Origin of the sequence: Nocardia sp. NPDC051756 (assembly GCF_040681495.1) — a bacterium.
Taxonomy (GTDB): Bacteria; Actinomycetota; Actinomycetes; order Mycobacteriales; family Mycobacteriaceae; genus Nocardia.
This window is the reverse complement of record NZ_JBFAYV010000001.1, coordinates 565,717-580,260: the sequence shown is the minus strand read 5'-3', so window position 1 is coordinate 580,260 and position 14,544 is coordinate 565,717. Positions and strand designations below refer to the sequence as shown.

The window sequence follows — 14,544 nt, the reverse complement described above, 5'->3', positions numbered from 1 at the left end:
GCAAGCTCGACGCGGCGGTGCTGGACGGTGCCGAGGTCGCCGACCTGCTGATGTCGCTGGTGATCACCGCGCGCGCTGCAACGCCGGTCTGTCCTAGGGGTGCCCCTGACGTAGGTGCCATCGATATTCGGGGCACATTGCCGCACTGAGGGTTAACCCCTACTACCCAAGGTTGAAAGTTTCCGCATACCTGCCAACACCCGTGACCTTTCGGTCGAAATGCGCGAGAGTGAGACCGTGCAGTCGGTGCTGCGCCGGGTATGCAGGGGCGCCCGCGAAGCGGCGGCGACACAGTAGATCCCGACCTGTCCGCGGGATGCGCGCCGGCGACCGCCGTGCGTCATCGCGTGGGCAGACCGCAGCGGGGGATGGTGAACGAACAGTTCACCGCAGAGTGAAAGGATCCATGTTGTTCTCCACAACCAAGTCCACGAATTCGCGCCGCATGCTGGCCCGAGTGGCCGTCGCCGGCGCGATCGTCGCGATTCCGTTGACCGCGTTGGCGATTCCCGCGTCGGCCGACGCGCAAATCGGCGTCCCTGGCGTCACCGAGGTCCGGCATCACCACCCGCGCCACGATCCCAACTGCGACTTCGGTCCGTTCAAGAACTGGCGCTGCAACAACGGCCCGTTCTCCGACCGCGGCCACGACCAGGATCCGTTCTGGCAGTTCCGCCAGAACCGTCCGCACGGGCTGTTCGGCAGCAGCTAGAACACTTCGGCCCGGCGCCATTACGGAGCCGGGCCGTTCCCGTTCATTTCGACAGGCGACTCAGCGCACGAACTCGGTCAGCGACAACACGTTTCCGTCCGGGTCGGTGAACCACGCGACCATGTCGCCGCCCGGTGTGGTCCATACCCCGTTGTCGCCCTGGTCTATTCCCTCGTACCGAACGAATTCCACACCGCGCGAAGCAAGTTCAGCGACGGTACCCGCGATATCGGCGACCGCCCATCCCAGCACCGTGAACGGCTGCGGGACAAGCTTCTCCATCGCGGTGACCCGAATCATGGTGCCACCGTTGCGGACCACACACGCGAACGGCGTCACGTCGACGATCTCCAGTCCGAGCACCTCGCCGAAGAACCGGCGCGACCGATCCAGGTCCGTCGACGGTGCGAACGCGATGACCTCGGCGGCGGCGAGTGATGTCATAGGCGAAGGCTACCGACGCCACCTGTTCTGGACGGACAATTTCGGCGCGGCATGGGCGGTATTCGCCTCGTCAGCGGCGAGAATGTCCGCGCAGACCGTACCGGCCGCAGTCGCCGCGTCGAACCGGCCACGCACCCCTCAGTGCTGCCCAGGGAACAGCAACGGCCCGGCACCACTCGGTGCCGGGCCGTTGATCAGCTGAAACTCAGGCGGTTTCGGTGATCGGCCGGTCGACCCAGCTCATCAGGCCGCGCAGCTTGGCGCCGGTGACCTCGATCGGGTGCTCGGCGTTGGCCTTGCGCAGACCCTCGAGCTCCTTGTTGCCACCCTCGACGTTGGCGACGAGGCGCTTGACGAAGGTGCCGTCCTGGATGTCCTTGAGGATGTCCTGCATCCGCTTCTTGGTGTCCTTGTCGATGACCCGCGGGCCGGACAGGTAGCCACCGAACTCGGCGGTGTCGGAGACCGAGTAGTTCATCCGGGCGATGCCGCCCTCGTACATCAGGTCGACGATGAGCTTGAGCTCGTGCAGCACCTCGAAGTACGCCATCTCCGGCGCGTAACCCGCCTCGACCATGACCTCGAAGCCGGTCTTGACCAGCTCTTCGGTGCCGCCGCAGAGCACGGCCTGCTCGCCGAACAGGTCGGTCTCGGTCTCTTCCTTGAAGGTGGTCTTGATGACGCCGGCGCGGGCGCCACCGATCGCCTTCGCGTAGGACAGGGCGAGCGCCTGGCCCTCACCCTTCGGGTCCTGATCGACGGCGATGAGCGCGGGGACGCCCTTGCCGTCGACGAACTGACGACGCACCAGGTGGCCGGGGCCCTTCGGGGCGACCATCGCGACGGTGATGAACTCCGGCGCCTTGATCAGGTCGAAGTGGATGTTGAGGCCGTGGCCGAAGAACAGCGCGTCGCCGTCCTTGAGGTTGGGCTCGATGTCGTTGGTGAAGATCGACGCCTGCGCGGTGTCGGGGGCGAGCACCATGATCACGTCGGCCCACGCCGAGACCTCGGCCGGGGTGCCGACGGTCAGGCCCGCCTCTTCGGCCTTCGGCCGCGACTTCGAACCCTCCGCGAGGCCGACCCGGACCTCGACGCCGGAGTCGCGCAGGCTCAGCGAGTGCGCGTGCCCCTGGCTGCCGTAGCCGATCACCGCGACCTTGCGGCCCTGGATGATCGACAGGTCGGCGTCGTCGTCGTAGAACATCTCGACTGCCACTTGGTTGGTTCCCTTCTGGATACTGTGCTTAGGTCTGAAAGTTGTTTAGTTGGAAGCGATTTCTAGCGCGTCGCGGTGATCGACTTGGGGCCGCGGCCCACGGCGACCACACCGGACTGCACGATCTCCCGGATGCCGAACGGTTCCAGCATGCGCAGCAGCGCGTCGAGCTTGGACCGGGTTCCGGTCGCCTCGACGGTGAGCGCGTCCGGCGAGACGTCGATCACTTTCGCCCGGAAGAGCGTAACCGCCTCGATCACCTGGGTCCGCACGCTGGCATCGGCGCGGACCTTCACCAGGATCAGTTCGCGGGCCACCGAGGTGTCGGAGTCCTGTTCCACGATCTTGATGACGTTGATCAGCTTGTTGAGCTGCTTGGTGACCTGCTCGAGCGGCAGGTCCTCGACGGTGACGACGATGGTCATCCGGGAGATCTCCGGGATCTCGGTGCCGCCGACCGCGAGCGATTCGATGTTGAAGCCGCGGCGGGAGAACAGCGCCGCGACTCGCGCCAGCACGCCCGGCTTGTCCTCGACAAGCACGCTCAGCGTGTGCGTAGTGCTCATTCGCTCACCTTGTTCTTCTCATGCGACATCGCCTCGTGGATGACGGCAGGCTCGGAAGCCTGCTCGTCGTCGTCGAACAGCGGGCGGATGCCGTGGGCGGCCATGATCTCGTCGTTGCTGGTGCCCGCGGCGACCATCGGCCACACCTGGGCGTCCTTGCCGACGATGAAGTCGATCACCACGGGACGGTCGTTGATGGCCTGCGCCTGGCGGATCGCGTCCTCCACGTCCTCCTCGCGCTCGACCCGGATGCCGACGCAGCCGAGGGCCTCGGCGAGCTTCACGAAGTCGGGGATGCGCAAGGTGTGCGTGCCGAGATCGGTGTTGGAGTAGCGCTCCTGGTAGAACAGCGTCTGCCACTGGCGGACCATGCCCAGGTTGCCGTTGTTGATCAGCGCGACCTTGATCGGCACGCCCTCGACGGCGCAGGTGGCCAGCTCCTGATTGGTCATCTGGAAGCAACCGTCGCCGTCGACCGCCCACACCTCTTTGTCCGGCATGCCCATCTTGGCGCCCATGGCCGCCGGAACGGCGTAACCCATGGTGCCGAGACCGCCGGAATTCAGCCAGGTGCGCGGCTTTTCGTACTTGATGAACTGCGCGGCCCACATCTGGTGCTGGCCGACGCCGGCACAGTAGATGGCGTCGGGTCCGGCCAGGCGGCCGAGCGCGTCGATGACGAACTCGGGCGAGAGCGAGCCGTCGCTCGGCGCGGTCCAGCCGAGCGGGTAGCTCTTGCGGACGCCGTCCAGGTACTTCCACCATTCGGTGAGGTCGAGCAGCGGAGACTTGGCCGCCGGATCGGCCTTGAGGGTCTCGATCAGTTCGACGATCACCTCGCGGCAGTCGCCGACGATCGGCACGTCCGCGTGCCGGTTCTTGCCGATCTCGGCCGGGTCGATGTCGGCGTGGATCACCCGGGCGTCCGGCGCGAACGAGTCGAGCTGACCGGTGACCCGGTCGTCGAAGCGGGCGCCGAGGGTGATCAGCAGGTCCGAACGTTGCAGCGCCGCAACCGCGCCCACGGTGCCGTGCATGCCGGGCATGCCCATGTTGAGCTGGTGGCTGTCCGGGAACGCGCCGCGCGCCATCAGCGTGGTGACCACCGGGATGCCGGTCATCTCGGCCAGCTCCAGCAGCTCGGCCGAGGCGTCCGCCTTGATCACGCCGCCGCCGACGTAGAGCACCGGCGACTTGGCTTCCAAGATCATCCGCGCGGCCTCGCGCACCTGCTTGCCGTGCGGCTTGGTCACCGGACGGTAGCCGGGCAGGCGCATCTCCGGCGGCCAGCTGAAGGTCGTCTGCATCTGCAGCACGTCCTTCGGGATGTCCACCAGCACCGCACCCGGACGACCGCTGGAGGCCAGGTAGAACGCCTCGGCGATGATGCGCGGGATGTCCACGCCCTCGGTGATGAGGAAGTTGTGCTTGGTGATCGGCATGGTGATGCCGGAGATGTCGGCTTCCTGGAAGGCGTCCGTACCGATCAGCCCGCGGCCGACCTGGCCGGTGAGCGCGACGATCGGCACCGAGTCCATCTGCGCGTCGGCGATCGGCGTGACCAGGTTGGTCGCGCCGGGACCCGAGGTCGCCATGCAGACGCCGACCTTGCCGGTGGCCTGGGCATAGCCGGTCGCGGCGTGACCCGCGCCCTGCTCGTGCCGGACCAGCACGTGCCGCACCTTGGTCGAGTCGAACAGCGGGTCGTACACCGGGAGAATCGCGCCACCGGGAATGCCGAATACGGTGTCGACGCCGAGCTCCTCGAGCGTGCGGACGACCGACTGCGCGCCGGTGACCCGCTCGGGCGGGAGCTGGCGGCGGTTGGCCGACGTCGTCGAACTGCCAGCGGGCGCGCTCGGCTGATTAGCCGAGGGCGCTGGCCTGCGGGCCGAGGGCCCGGGCCGTGCGGTTGGTGCACTCACCGTCTTCGTTCCTAACTGCTTGTCGTTCTGACCCCGGATTTGTGTCTGACATGCGGTGTCTTGCGACTCGCCACGCCGGACAGACCGTCCGAACACAAAAAAGCCCCCGACAGCGCATGGCTGTTCGAGGGTGGCGCGTCGCAACGCGAGCTGACGTATTCGACTCAGATAGTCAGGCTCAACGCTGGACGCGCCGGCCGATTACGAGAAGCTCGTTTCGATTCACGCGCATGACGGTATGTGTGCGTGAGCCGAAGAGTCAAACAGGTCCCATTATGTGGGATAGTGCGGCTGTTTGGTCCTTCACCAGGGATGCGAGGATGGTGGTGTGTCATCACCGCATCAGTCCGTGCCACCGGCTAAATCGTCCCACACCGCCACCGAGGGATCGGATACGGGTGGCGGGTCGGCTGCCACTGTGATCCGCATCCCACGCCTGGCCTTCCTAGGCGTGTTCATCCTGTTCATGTGCGTGTTCTTCATGTTCGTCGGCTGGCCGATCGGGTTGTGGTGGTTGCTGCTGATTCCCGTGGCGGTGACTGTGTGGGTGCTGCGGACGCAGACCACGGTCTCCGAATCCGGGCTCGATTTGCGGACCGTTTTCGGGTCGCGGCATCTCGACTGGTCTCAGCTGAAGGGTGTGCGTATCCCGAAACGTGGATACGTCCGCGCGGATCTGGTCGACGGCACCGAGATGAAATTGCCCGCGGTGAGTTACGACCGGGTGCGTGATCTCGCGCTCGCCTCGCAGGGCCGGATCCCGGATCCATACGCCGTGCCGCCGACCGCGCCGAAGGCGGAGGAGGCCGCGGAACCCACCGATCCCGCGACCCCGGAGGCCGACAGCCAAGCCACCCCCGTCGAGCCCGACCGCTCAGGCGACGAAGACAAGAGTTCCGAGTAGTCCCCGCCGCACACCTCGTGATTTCCCGCACAGGCAATCGCGTGCGATTCCGTATGCGGGAAATCAATAGGTGTGCGGGAACGAGCGCGCTCGACGCGGCGATGACACCGCGACGAGCGTGATCCGGAACAATCACCGACGGTAGGATGTTGTCGGCGAAGCAGTGCCCGTGTCGGGAGGACCGATCTCCGGCTCGCACACCGCTGCCCGACGGACCGGCAACTCCGCGACCCCGTCAGCGTCGACGACCACCATTCGCGGCGACACCAGCACGGACTGACACCGAGAACGGATCGGGACGACGGCCACGAGCCGCCCTGACCGGCAGGTAGGCCGACACCCACGCGGGAGTACCGTGGAGCGGCCGCCGAGCCAACTCTGCGCAGTCGCACCCCAGCCCCCGCGACCCAGATCGAGGACCATCAATGCCACCGCTTCGTTCACGCACCACCACCGTCGGCCGCAATGCCGCAGGCGCCCGCGCACTCTGGCGCGCCACCGGCATGACCGACTCCGACTTCGGCAAGCCGATCGTCGCCATCTCGAACTCCTACACCCAGTTCGTGCCGGGCCACGTGCACTTGAAGAACGTCGGCGAGATCGTGGCCGAGGCGGTGCGCGCCGCGGGCGGCGTACCCCGGGAATTCCACACCATCGCGGTCGACGACGGCATCGCGATGGGCCACGGCGGCATGCTCTACTCGCTGCCGTCCCGCGAAATCATCGCCGACTCGGTGGAATACATGGTGAACGCGCACACCGCCGACGCGCTGGTGTGCATCTCCAACTGCGACAAGATCACCCCGGGCATGCTCAATGCCGCTATGCGGCTGAACATTCCGACCGTGTTCGTCTCCGGCGGGCCGATGGAGGCGGGCAAGGCCGTGGTCGTCGGCGGTGTCGCGCAGGCGCCGACCGACCTGATCACCGCGATCTCCGCGAGCGCGAATCAGGCGGTGTCCGAAGAGGGTTTGAGCGAGGTCGAGCGGTCCGCCTGTCCGACCTGCGGGTCGTGCTCGGGCATGTTCACCGCGAACTCGATGAACTGCCTCACCGAGGCGCTCGGACTTGCGTTGCCGGGCAACGGATCCACGCTGGCGACCCATGCCGCACGCCGGTCGCTGTTCGAGCGGGCGGGCACCGTGGTGGTCGACATCGCCAACCGCTGGTACCGCGAGGACGACGCGTCCGTGCTGCCCCGGAATGTCGCCAACGCCAAGGCTTTCCGCAACGCGATGGCCCTGGACGTGGCGATGGGCGGCTCGACCAACACCGTGCTGCACACCCTCGCCGCCGCGCAGGAGGGTGAGGTCGACTTCGACCTGCACACCATCGAGGAGACCAGCCGCCGGGTGCCGACCCTGTCCAAGGTGTCGCCCAACTCCGACTACCACATGGAAGACGTGCACCGGGCCGGCGGCATCCCCGCCATCCTCGGCGAGCTGCGCCGCGCGGGCCTGCTGGAGACCGACGTGAGCACCGTGCACACGCGCAGCTTCGACGAGTGGCTCGACACCTGGGATATCCGCTCCGGCAAGGCTTCCGAGGAAGCGCTCGAGCTGTTCCATGCCGCGCCGGGCGGCGTGCGCACGGTCGAGCCGTTCTCCACCGAGAACCGCTGGTCCTCGCTCGACACGGACGCGGCCGGCGGCTGCATCCGCGACTTCGAGCACGCCTACACCCGCGAGGGCGGGCTGGTCGTGTTGCGCGGCAACATCGCTCCGGACGGCGCGGTGCTCAAGACCGCGGGCATCGACGAAGAACTGTTCACCTTCCAGGGGCCCGCGCTCGTCGTGGAATCCCAGGAGGAGGCGGTGTCGGCCATCCTCAGCAAGAAGATCAAGGCGGGCGACGTGCTCGTCGTCCGCTACGAGGGTCCCGCGGGCGGGCCGGGCATGCAGGAGATGTTGCACCCCACCGCCTTCCTGAAGGGCGCGGGCCTCGGCAAGCAGTGCGCGCTGATCACCGACGGCCGGTTCTCCGGCGGCACCTCGGGCCTGTCCATCGGGCACATCTCCCCGGAGGCGGCCAGCGGCGGCACCATCGGCCTGATCGAAACCGGCGACCAGATCCGCATCGACGTCAGCACCCGGGCGCTCGAGGTCCTCGTCGACGACGCCGTCCTGGCCGAGCGCCGCGCGAAAATGGAAGCGTCCGAACGGCCTTGGCAGCCGCTCAACCGCGAACGCACCGTCACCACCGCCCTGCGCGCCTACGCCGCCCTGGCCACGTCTGCCGACAAGGGCGCCGTCCGCCACGTCCCGTAATCACCAGCACCCGAACACAATCACTGGAACCAAGCCACCGGACGGTAGACAGACGAACGGCGTCCCTCGAAAGTTCGAGGGACGCCGGGGGTTTGGCGGTGGGGCGGTTAGTCGAAGGGGCCGATGCCGGTGAAGGGGTTGCCGCCGTGCAGGTACCAGTAGGTGCCGACGGCGGCGGCGATCGCCAGGACCAGGACGACGAACGAGCCGGCGAAGGGGCGGGTGGCCCAGCCGCGGTTGCGGTCGAAGGCCCAGCGGCCGGGGCCGGTGAGGATGATGACGGCGGCGGTGCCCGCGAGGATGCTTTCGAGTTCGACGCCGGTGGGGACGGCGGCCTTGAATTGGAAGCCGGCGATCATGCCCTGCTTCCAGGCCCAGGCGTCCAGGATGACCGCGAGCACCGCGCCCGCGGCGAACGGGGTGGCCAGGCCGAGCACCAGCAGCGCGCCGCCGCCGACCTCGCCGATGGTGACCAGGATGGCGGCCAGCGTCGGGTGATCCCAGCCGCCGTTCTCCATCATGTCCCTGGTGCCGTCGAGGCCGGGGCCGTTGAACCAGCCGGTCAGCTTCTGCAAACCGTGGTAGATGAACACGCCGCCGACGATCAGGCGCAGCAGGAACAGGCCGAAATCCAGTGTGCCGCGGCGATTGTCGCCGTTGCGCCGGCGCAGCCGGCCGGTGTCGTTCGGCGCGTTCGCGGCGGGCGGGATGCTGGCGTAGGCGTAGGCGGGCGGTTCATCGGGCGCGGTGCCGCTCGCGCCGACCGACGGGACCTGCGGATCCAAGCCGAGCTCGTCGTCCGTGCGCGGCACGTCCTTGGTCAACTTGGGGAACTGCTCGGTCGGCGAATCGAACGGAGAACTCACGCCTCGACCGGTGGACGACACCGCCGACTGCTCGGCCGTGGACGGCACGGAACGCTGGGCCGCCGAGGGGTCGGATGTGTCTTTCGGCTTCTCGGTCACGGCCAATACCCTATGCTGCGCCGCCGCACAGCGGGCCCCTAACACCACGGCGTGGTGATCGACATTTAAATCATGTGCGCCCCATCGGTGGGCCGGAGGGGCGGGGACGGAGGGTTTTCCGTAACGTCTGAGCTATGAGGTTGGTTGTCGTTGGTCGCGTTGCGGCGAGCTTGGCGCTCGGGTCCGTGCTGGTGACCGGATGCGCGCGGTTCGATGATTCGGCGTCGAGCCCGTTCACGCCGGAACCGACGCTGCACGGAGCGAACATCGACCCGAACAAACCCTCGCAGCCGCCGACGTCGACGACCAAGCCCAGCGGGCCGTGCATCGACCCGGACCCGGCGGTGGTGGCGACCTGCCTGGACACCACGGGCGGACTGGTCGCGCTCGGCGACGGCGCGCTGGTCGCCGAGCGACGCACCGGACGCATCCTGAAGGTGGCCCCGGACACCCCGCCGAGCGAGTTCGCCCAGGTGGACGTGGACGGCTCCAGCGACGGCGGGCTCAGCGACATCGCGCTCTCCCCGACCTTCCAGGAGGACGGGCTGATCTACGCCTACATCACCACGCCCAGCGACAACCGGGTGGTCCGGATCGCGAGCGGTGGCGGCGCGCCGAAGGACATCCTGACCGGAATCCCGAAGGGGCCCAGCGGAAACCACGGGGCCATCGAGTTCGCCACGCCGTCCCAGATGCTGGTGCTGACCGGCGACTCCGGCAATCCCGGCGCCGCGAACTCCCCGTCCTCGCTGGCCGGCAAGCTGCTGCGGGTGAACTCCCCCGCGCCGGGCGCCACCGCCGAGGTCGCGGTGTCGGGCATCGGCGTCGCGGGTGATGTCTGCCGGGACAGCAAGGACAGCGTCTGGATCACCGACCGCACCGCGGTCGAGGACCGGTTGCAGCGGCTCGGCGCCGACGGCGTGGTCACCACCGCGTGGACCTGGCCGGACCGGCCCGGCGTCGCGGGCTGCGCGGCCGCGACCGACGGCGTCGCCATCTCACTCACCAAGGCCAAGGCGCTCGCCATCGCGGCGGCCGACGCCACCACCCACGCGGTCACCTCGGCGCCGACGCTGATCGCGCAGGACAAGTACGGTCAGCTCGGCGGCGCGACGGTCGGCGCGGACGGCGCGATCTGGGTGGGCACGGTCAACAAGACCGACGGCCAGCCGACGCCGAACGACGATCGGGTAGTACGCATTCCGCCGCCGCAGGCCGGTGGGAACGGCCCGGACTAGACACCGGGTGAAACGCGAAAGGCCGACTCCGCGGAGTCGGCCTTTCGCGTTATCGGTTGTGCGCAAACAGGTTTCGAACCTGCGGCGAACGAGCCGTACTCAGCTGCAAGCGGCGAGCACGAGCTCACGGACCCGGGCCGCGTCGGCCTGCCCGCGGGTGGCCTTCATGACGTCGCCGACGATCTTGCCCGCGGCCTGCACCTTGCCGGAGCGGATCTTCTCGGCGATGTCCGGGTTGGCCGCGAGCGCCTTCTCCACCTCGGACTGCAACGCGCTGTCGTCGCTGACCATGCCGAGCCCCTTGGACTCGACGATCTGCGCGGGCTCGCCCTCGCCGGCCAGCACGAAGTCGACCACCTGCTTGGCGACCTTGTTGTTCACCGTCTTCGCCTCGACCAGGTTGATCACCTCGGCCACCTGGGCCGGGGTGATCGGCAGGTCTTCGAGCGAAACCTCGCGCTCCTTGGCCTTTTCGGTGAGGTAGGCGACCCACCAGGAGCGGGCCTCGTTGGCCGGGGCGCCCGCGTCGACGGTGGCGATGATCAGGTCGAGCGCGCCCGCGTTGACCAGGTCGCGCATGACCTCGTCGGACAGGTTCCAGTCGGTCTGGATGCGGGCCCGGCGCAGCCACGGGTACTCGGGAATGGTGCCGCGCAGCTGCTCGATCCAGTCCGCTTCCGGCGCAACGGGTTCCAGGTCCGGTTCGGGGAAGTAGCGGTAGTCCTCGGAGGTCTCCTTGATCCGGCCCGACGAGGTGCTGCCGTCGGTCTCGTGGAAGTGCCTGGTCTCCTGGACGATGGTGCCGCCGTCGGCGAGCACGGCGCCCTGGCGGCGCATCTCGTAGCGGACGGCGACCTCGACGCTCTTGAGCGAGTTCACGTTCTTGGTCTCGGTGCGGGTACCGAATTCCTTGGCGCCGATCTCCATCAGCGACACGTTGGCGTCGCAGCGCAGCGAGCCCTGCTCCATCTTGACGTCGGAGACGTTGAGCGACTTGAGCACCTCGCGCAGCGCGGTCACGTACGCGCGAGCCACCTCCGGCGCGCGATCCCCCGCGCCGGTGATCGGCTTGGTGACGATCTCGACCAGCGGCACGCCGGCCCGGTTGTAGTCGAGCAGCGAGTGGCTGGCACCGTGGATGCGGCCGGTGGCGCCGCCGACGTGGGTCGACTTACCGGTGTCCTCTTCCATGTGCGCGCGCTCGATCTCCACCCGGAAGGTGCTGCCGTCGTCGAGCAGCACGTCGAGGTGACCCTCGGTGGCGATCGGCTCGTCGTACTGGCTGATCTGGTAGTTCTTCGGCTGGTCCGGGTAGAAGTAGTTCTTCCGGGCGAAGCGTCCCCACGGGGTGATCGAACAGTTCAGCGCCAGCCCGATCCGGATCGCCGACTCCACACCCTTCTCGTTGACCACCGGCAGCGCGCCGGGCAGACCGAGGCAGACCGGGCACACCTGGGTGTTCGGCTCCGCACCGAATTCGGTCGGGCAGCCACAGAACATCTTGGTCGCGGTGTTCAGCTCGACGTGGACCTCCAGGCCGAGCACCGGCTCGAAGCGGGCGATGACGTCCGAGTAGTCCATCAAGTCGAGTGTGGGTGTGCTCATGCCTGCGCCTCGCTAACGCTCGGCTCCGCCATGACCCCACAAGTGGCTGTGCCTAATTTCCGCTCGCTGCGCTCGCTCATGCGGAACATTCTATGTAAGCGCCAAGACGCGGACGCACGGGCTCCTCGGCGCTTATTTCGGCTGGACGCGCTGGGTCAACCAGCCGGTGACGAAGGTGAGGACCTCCGGCGAGATGGTCGTCTCGATGGTGGCGTACTCGGTGGGCAGGCCGGTCTCGGTGGGTTGCATCAGGTGGTTCAGGCCGGGGAAGACATGCACGGTCGCATCCGGGTCGGCGGCGAGGCCGGCGCGCATCGGCTGTTCGCTCTGGGCGGGCGGCACCTGTAGGTCGTTGCCTCCGTAGAACGCGAGCACGGGAATGCGCAGGGCCGACAGCGCCGGCGCCGGATCGTAGGCGACGAGGGCGGCCAGGTATGGCGTGATCCCCGCGGTGACCTCGGCCTCCGGGGCCCGCTGGTCGGCGGGCTTGGCCGCGTTCTGCTTGCGCACGAGTTCCCTCGCACCCGCCACGTCGCCCACCTTCAACAGGGCTGCCAACTCAGCGGTTTCGCGCACCTGCTGATCCACCAGCTCGGCGGGAGCGCCGTTGGCGGCGGCGATCAACCGGGTCTGCTCGACGAGCACATCCGCGCCCGGTACCCCCGGCCCGGCCATCAGGATGGCGAACGCGACGCCGCTGTCGGGCCGCGCGGCCACCAGCGGCGCAAGGTAGCCGCCTTCGCTGTGGCCGAACAGGCCGACGCGCGCCGGATCGATGTCCGGGCGTCCGCGCAGGAACCCGACACCGGCCGCCGCGTCGTTGGCCAGGTCGGTGTAGTTCGCGTCGTCCAGCTTGCCGCCGGTGCCGCCGATGCCGCGGTCGTCGGTGCGCAGGACGGCATAGCCCGCCCGAGTCAGCGTGTCCGCCACCAGCAGGAAAGGCTTGTGGCCGAACAATTCCTCGTCGCGATCCTGCGGGCCGCTGCCGGTGATCAGCAAGACCGCCGGGAACGGGCCGTTGCCTTCGGGTTTGGTGAGCGTGCCCGCGATGGTGAGGTCGCCGCTGCGGTAGGTGACGTCCTCGGCCTTGTACGGGAACGGCGCCTTCGGTTCCTGCGGACGGTTCAGCGGGGCGACCTTGCCGCGCTCCAGCGACAACTCGAAGGTCTTTCCGCCCTGGACGAAGTCGCCCGCGATCCGGTCGGCGCCCTGGTCGTAGGTGCCGTGGAATTTCGGGTCGCCGGGGACATCGGCGATCGCGAAGGACACCCCGTCGCGGCTGGATTGCACGTCCTTCAGTTGCTTACCGGCCACCCCCTGCAACGGGATGTCGATGGTGGCGGTGTCCTTGCCGGTGAACGTCACGCCGACCGCGATCGGCTGACCGGGTATCGCGATCACCCCGTGCCAATCCCCGGTCGTCGGTTCCGGCGGATTCGAGTCCGACGAGCAGCCCGCGACGAGAACGCCCACAACGAACAGAACCAACGCGATCAGTCGCCCAGTGCGCATGCACCAACACTACCGACCGCCGGTGACAACCCTGGCCGGTTCGGCAGGCCAGACTCGCGCCAGCGCCAGCAACTGCCGCAGTTCGGTCTCGAAGTCCTGTGCGGCCGGAAACGGTTGCGGCACAGCCCCCGAGCCGGGCGGCATGCGACCTGACCGGCGCGAACGGGCCGCCTCGGCCAGCCGGCCCGCGTACTCCCGCAGCTGTGCCTCCGGATGGGCCGCCGCGGACTCGGAGCCGGCGGGCAGGTACGGACCGAGATGCAGTAGTGCGTCCCGGATCTCGACGGTCATCCGCAGCAGACGGGCGGTCGTATCGCGCCGGGTCAGCCCGTCGTCGGGCGACATCACGATCTCCGGGACCGCCGCGGTGACGTCTCGCCACAGCGGTCGCAACCGGCGGCAGACTCGTCCGTCCCGATCCAGCCCGGCATGCTCGAGCAGGTGCCCGACCACCGGTGCCGCGACCAGCGTCGTGGCACAAAAACCGATGCTGGTGCAGGCGATTTCGACCCGGACGATGTGCGGGTAGGGCAGCTGCCATCCCCAGCACACTTCGCCCGTGACGAGCACGACATCGGCGTAGAACGGCACGATGGACAGCAGCATCAGCACGCACAGCGCCCGCACCAGCGGCCTGCGCTGCTCCCTACGCAGCTCGCGAAAACACAACCGGGTGAACACCACCATGGACGCCACCAGCGGAAGACTGTTCGCGGTCCAGAAGACCAGCCCGCCCCAATTCAGGTTGTGCTCGACCAGCCGCCCGGCCTTCCCCGCGAACGGACCGGCGAGCATGGTGACCACCGTCGAGAGCACGGCGACCGCACAGTAGATCCGCTGCCGCCGCCAAGTCTCTTCGGATTCGGCGCCCGCTTCCCACAACCGGACGAGACCGTAGAGGTACATGACGATCATCGCGATGCACCCCAGCGCGAGCTGGTTCGGCACGCTGCGCACGCTCGCGGCCGGCGTGCACCGATACAGCGCCAGACCGATCAGGAACCACAGCAGCATCCGATTGGCCAGCTGATCGAAATGCGTTTCCCTGGTGAAGAGCAGCCGGCCGACCCCGATGAGGGCGGTGTAGGCGAACACCGTCCAGCCGAGGGCATCGGAGATCGGCGATATCAACGAGGCGTCCTGATGACCGGCGAGTCCGTGCGCGGCGAGTCCTACCTAGCGGTCTC

General features: G+C 68.1%; 12 protein-coding genes. 4 read left to right on the top strand and 8 right to left on the bottom strand.

The features are described 5' to 3' along the window. Window positions 1-406: 406 nt before the first annotated feature. The gene (locus AB0M22_RS02760) at window positions 407-712 is read left to right on the top strand and encodes a hypothetical protein (RefSeq protein WP_364720203.1); all 306 of its coding nucleotides are present in this window, start codon (window positions 407-409) and stop codon (window positions 710-712) included. A 60-nt stretch (window positions 713-772) separates the two neighbouring features. Here AB0M22_RS02760 and AB0M22_RS02755 read toward each other — a convergent pair whose 3' ends face one another. The 4 genes from AB0M22_RS02755 to AB0M22_RS02740 form a co-directional block, all read right to left on the bottom strand. Continuing rightward, the gene (locus AB0M22_RS02755; RefSeq protein WP_364720201.1) at window positions 773-1,156 is read right to left on the bottom strand and encodes a VOC family protein; all 384 of its coding nucleotides are present in this window, start codon (window positions 1,154-1,156) and stop codon (window positions 773-775) included. Window positions 1,157-1,361: 205 nt separating this feature from the next. After that, on the bottom strand, window positions 1,362-2,363 hold the full coding sequence (ilvC, locus tag AB0M22_RS02750; protein WP_364721620.1) for a ketol-acid reductoisomerase: 1,002 nt from the start codon (window positions 2,361-2,363) through the stop codon (window positions 1,362-1,364). Between the two features lie 74 nt (window positions 2,364-2,437). Next, the gene (gene ilvN, locus AB0M22_RS02745) at window positions 2,438-2,941 is read right to left on the bottom strand and encodes an acetolactate synthase small subunit (RefSeq protein WP_150405443.1); all 504 of its coding nucleotides are present in this window, start codon (window positions 2,939-2,941) and stop codon (window positions 2,438-2,440) included. Beyond that, on the bottom strand, window positions 2,938-4,866 hold the full coding sequence (locus AB0M22_RS02740; protein WP_364720197.1) for an acetolactate synthase large subunit: 1,929 nt from the start codon (window positions 4,864-4,866) through the stop codon (window positions 2,938-2,940). The genes ilvN and AB0M22_RS02740 overlap by 4 nt, the downstream gene beginning before the upstream one ends. A 418-nt stretch (window positions 4,867-5,284) precedes the next feature. On the opposite strand from AB0M22_RS02740, the gene AB0M22_RS02735 reads away from it, so the two are divergent. Continuing rightward, window positions 5,285-5,770, top strand: a complete 486-nt coding sequence (locus tag AB0M22_RS02735) for a PH domain-containing protein (protein ID WP_364720195.1) — start codon at window positions 5,285-5,287, stop codon at window positions 5,768-5,770. A 425-nt stretch (window positions 5,771-6,195) separates the two neighbouring features. Next, on the top strand, window positions 6,196-8,037 hold the full coding sequence (gene ilvD, locus AB0M22_RS02730) for a dihydroxy-acid dehydratase (RefSeq protein ID WP_364720193.1): 1,842 nt from the start codon (window positions 6,196-6,198) through the stop codon (window positions 8,035-8,037). Between the two features lie 107 nt (window positions 8,038-8,144). On the opposite strand, the gene AB0M22_RS02725 is transcribed toward ilvD, so the two are convergent. Further along, on the bottom strand, window positions 8,145-9,002 hold the full coding sequence (locus AB0M22_RS02725; protein ID WP_364720190.1) for a DoxX family protein: 858 nt from the start codon (window positions 9,000-9,002) through the stop codon (window positions 8,145-8,147). 134 nt (window positions 9,003-9,136) lie between these two features. Between AB0M22_RS02725 and AB0M22_RS02720 the strand changes: the two genes are divergently transcribed. Further along, a complete protein-coding gene (locus tag AB0M22_RS02720) occupies window positions 9,137-10,240 on the top strand; it encodes a PQQ-dependent sugar dehydrogenase (protein WP_364720187.1) in 1,104 nt (367 codons plus the stop codon). Between the two features lie 99 nt (window positions 10,241-10,339). Here AB0M22_RS02720 and gatB read toward each other — a convergent pair whose 3' ends face one another. The 3 genes from gatB to AB0M22_RS02705 form a co-directional block, all read right to left on the bottom strand. Next, window positions 10,340-11,845 carry an Asp-tRNA(Asn)/Glu-tRNA(Gln) amidotransferase subunit GatB gene (gatB, locus tag AB0M22_RS02715; protein WP_364720184.1) on the bottom strand — a complete coding sequence of 502 codons (1,506 nt, stop codon included), beginning with the start codon at window positions 11,843-11,845 and terminating at the stop codon, window positions 10,340-10,342. 132 nt (window positions 11,846-11,977) lie between these two features. Further along, the gene (locus AB0M22_RS02710; RefSeq protein WP_364720181.1) at window positions 11,978-13,357 is read right to left on the bottom strand and encodes an alpha/beta fold hydrolase; all 1,380 of its coding nucleotides are present in this window, start codon (window positions 13,355-13,357) and stop codon (window positions 11,978-11,980) included. 9 nt (window positions 13,358-13,366) lie between these two features. After that, complete coding sequence (locus AB0M22_RS02705; protein ID WP_364720178.1) at window positions 13,367-14,488, bottom strand: MAB_1171c family putative transporter; 1,122 nt, start codon at window positions 14,486-14,488, stop codon at window positions 13,367-13,369. Window positions 14,489-14,544: the final 56 nt, after the last annotated feature.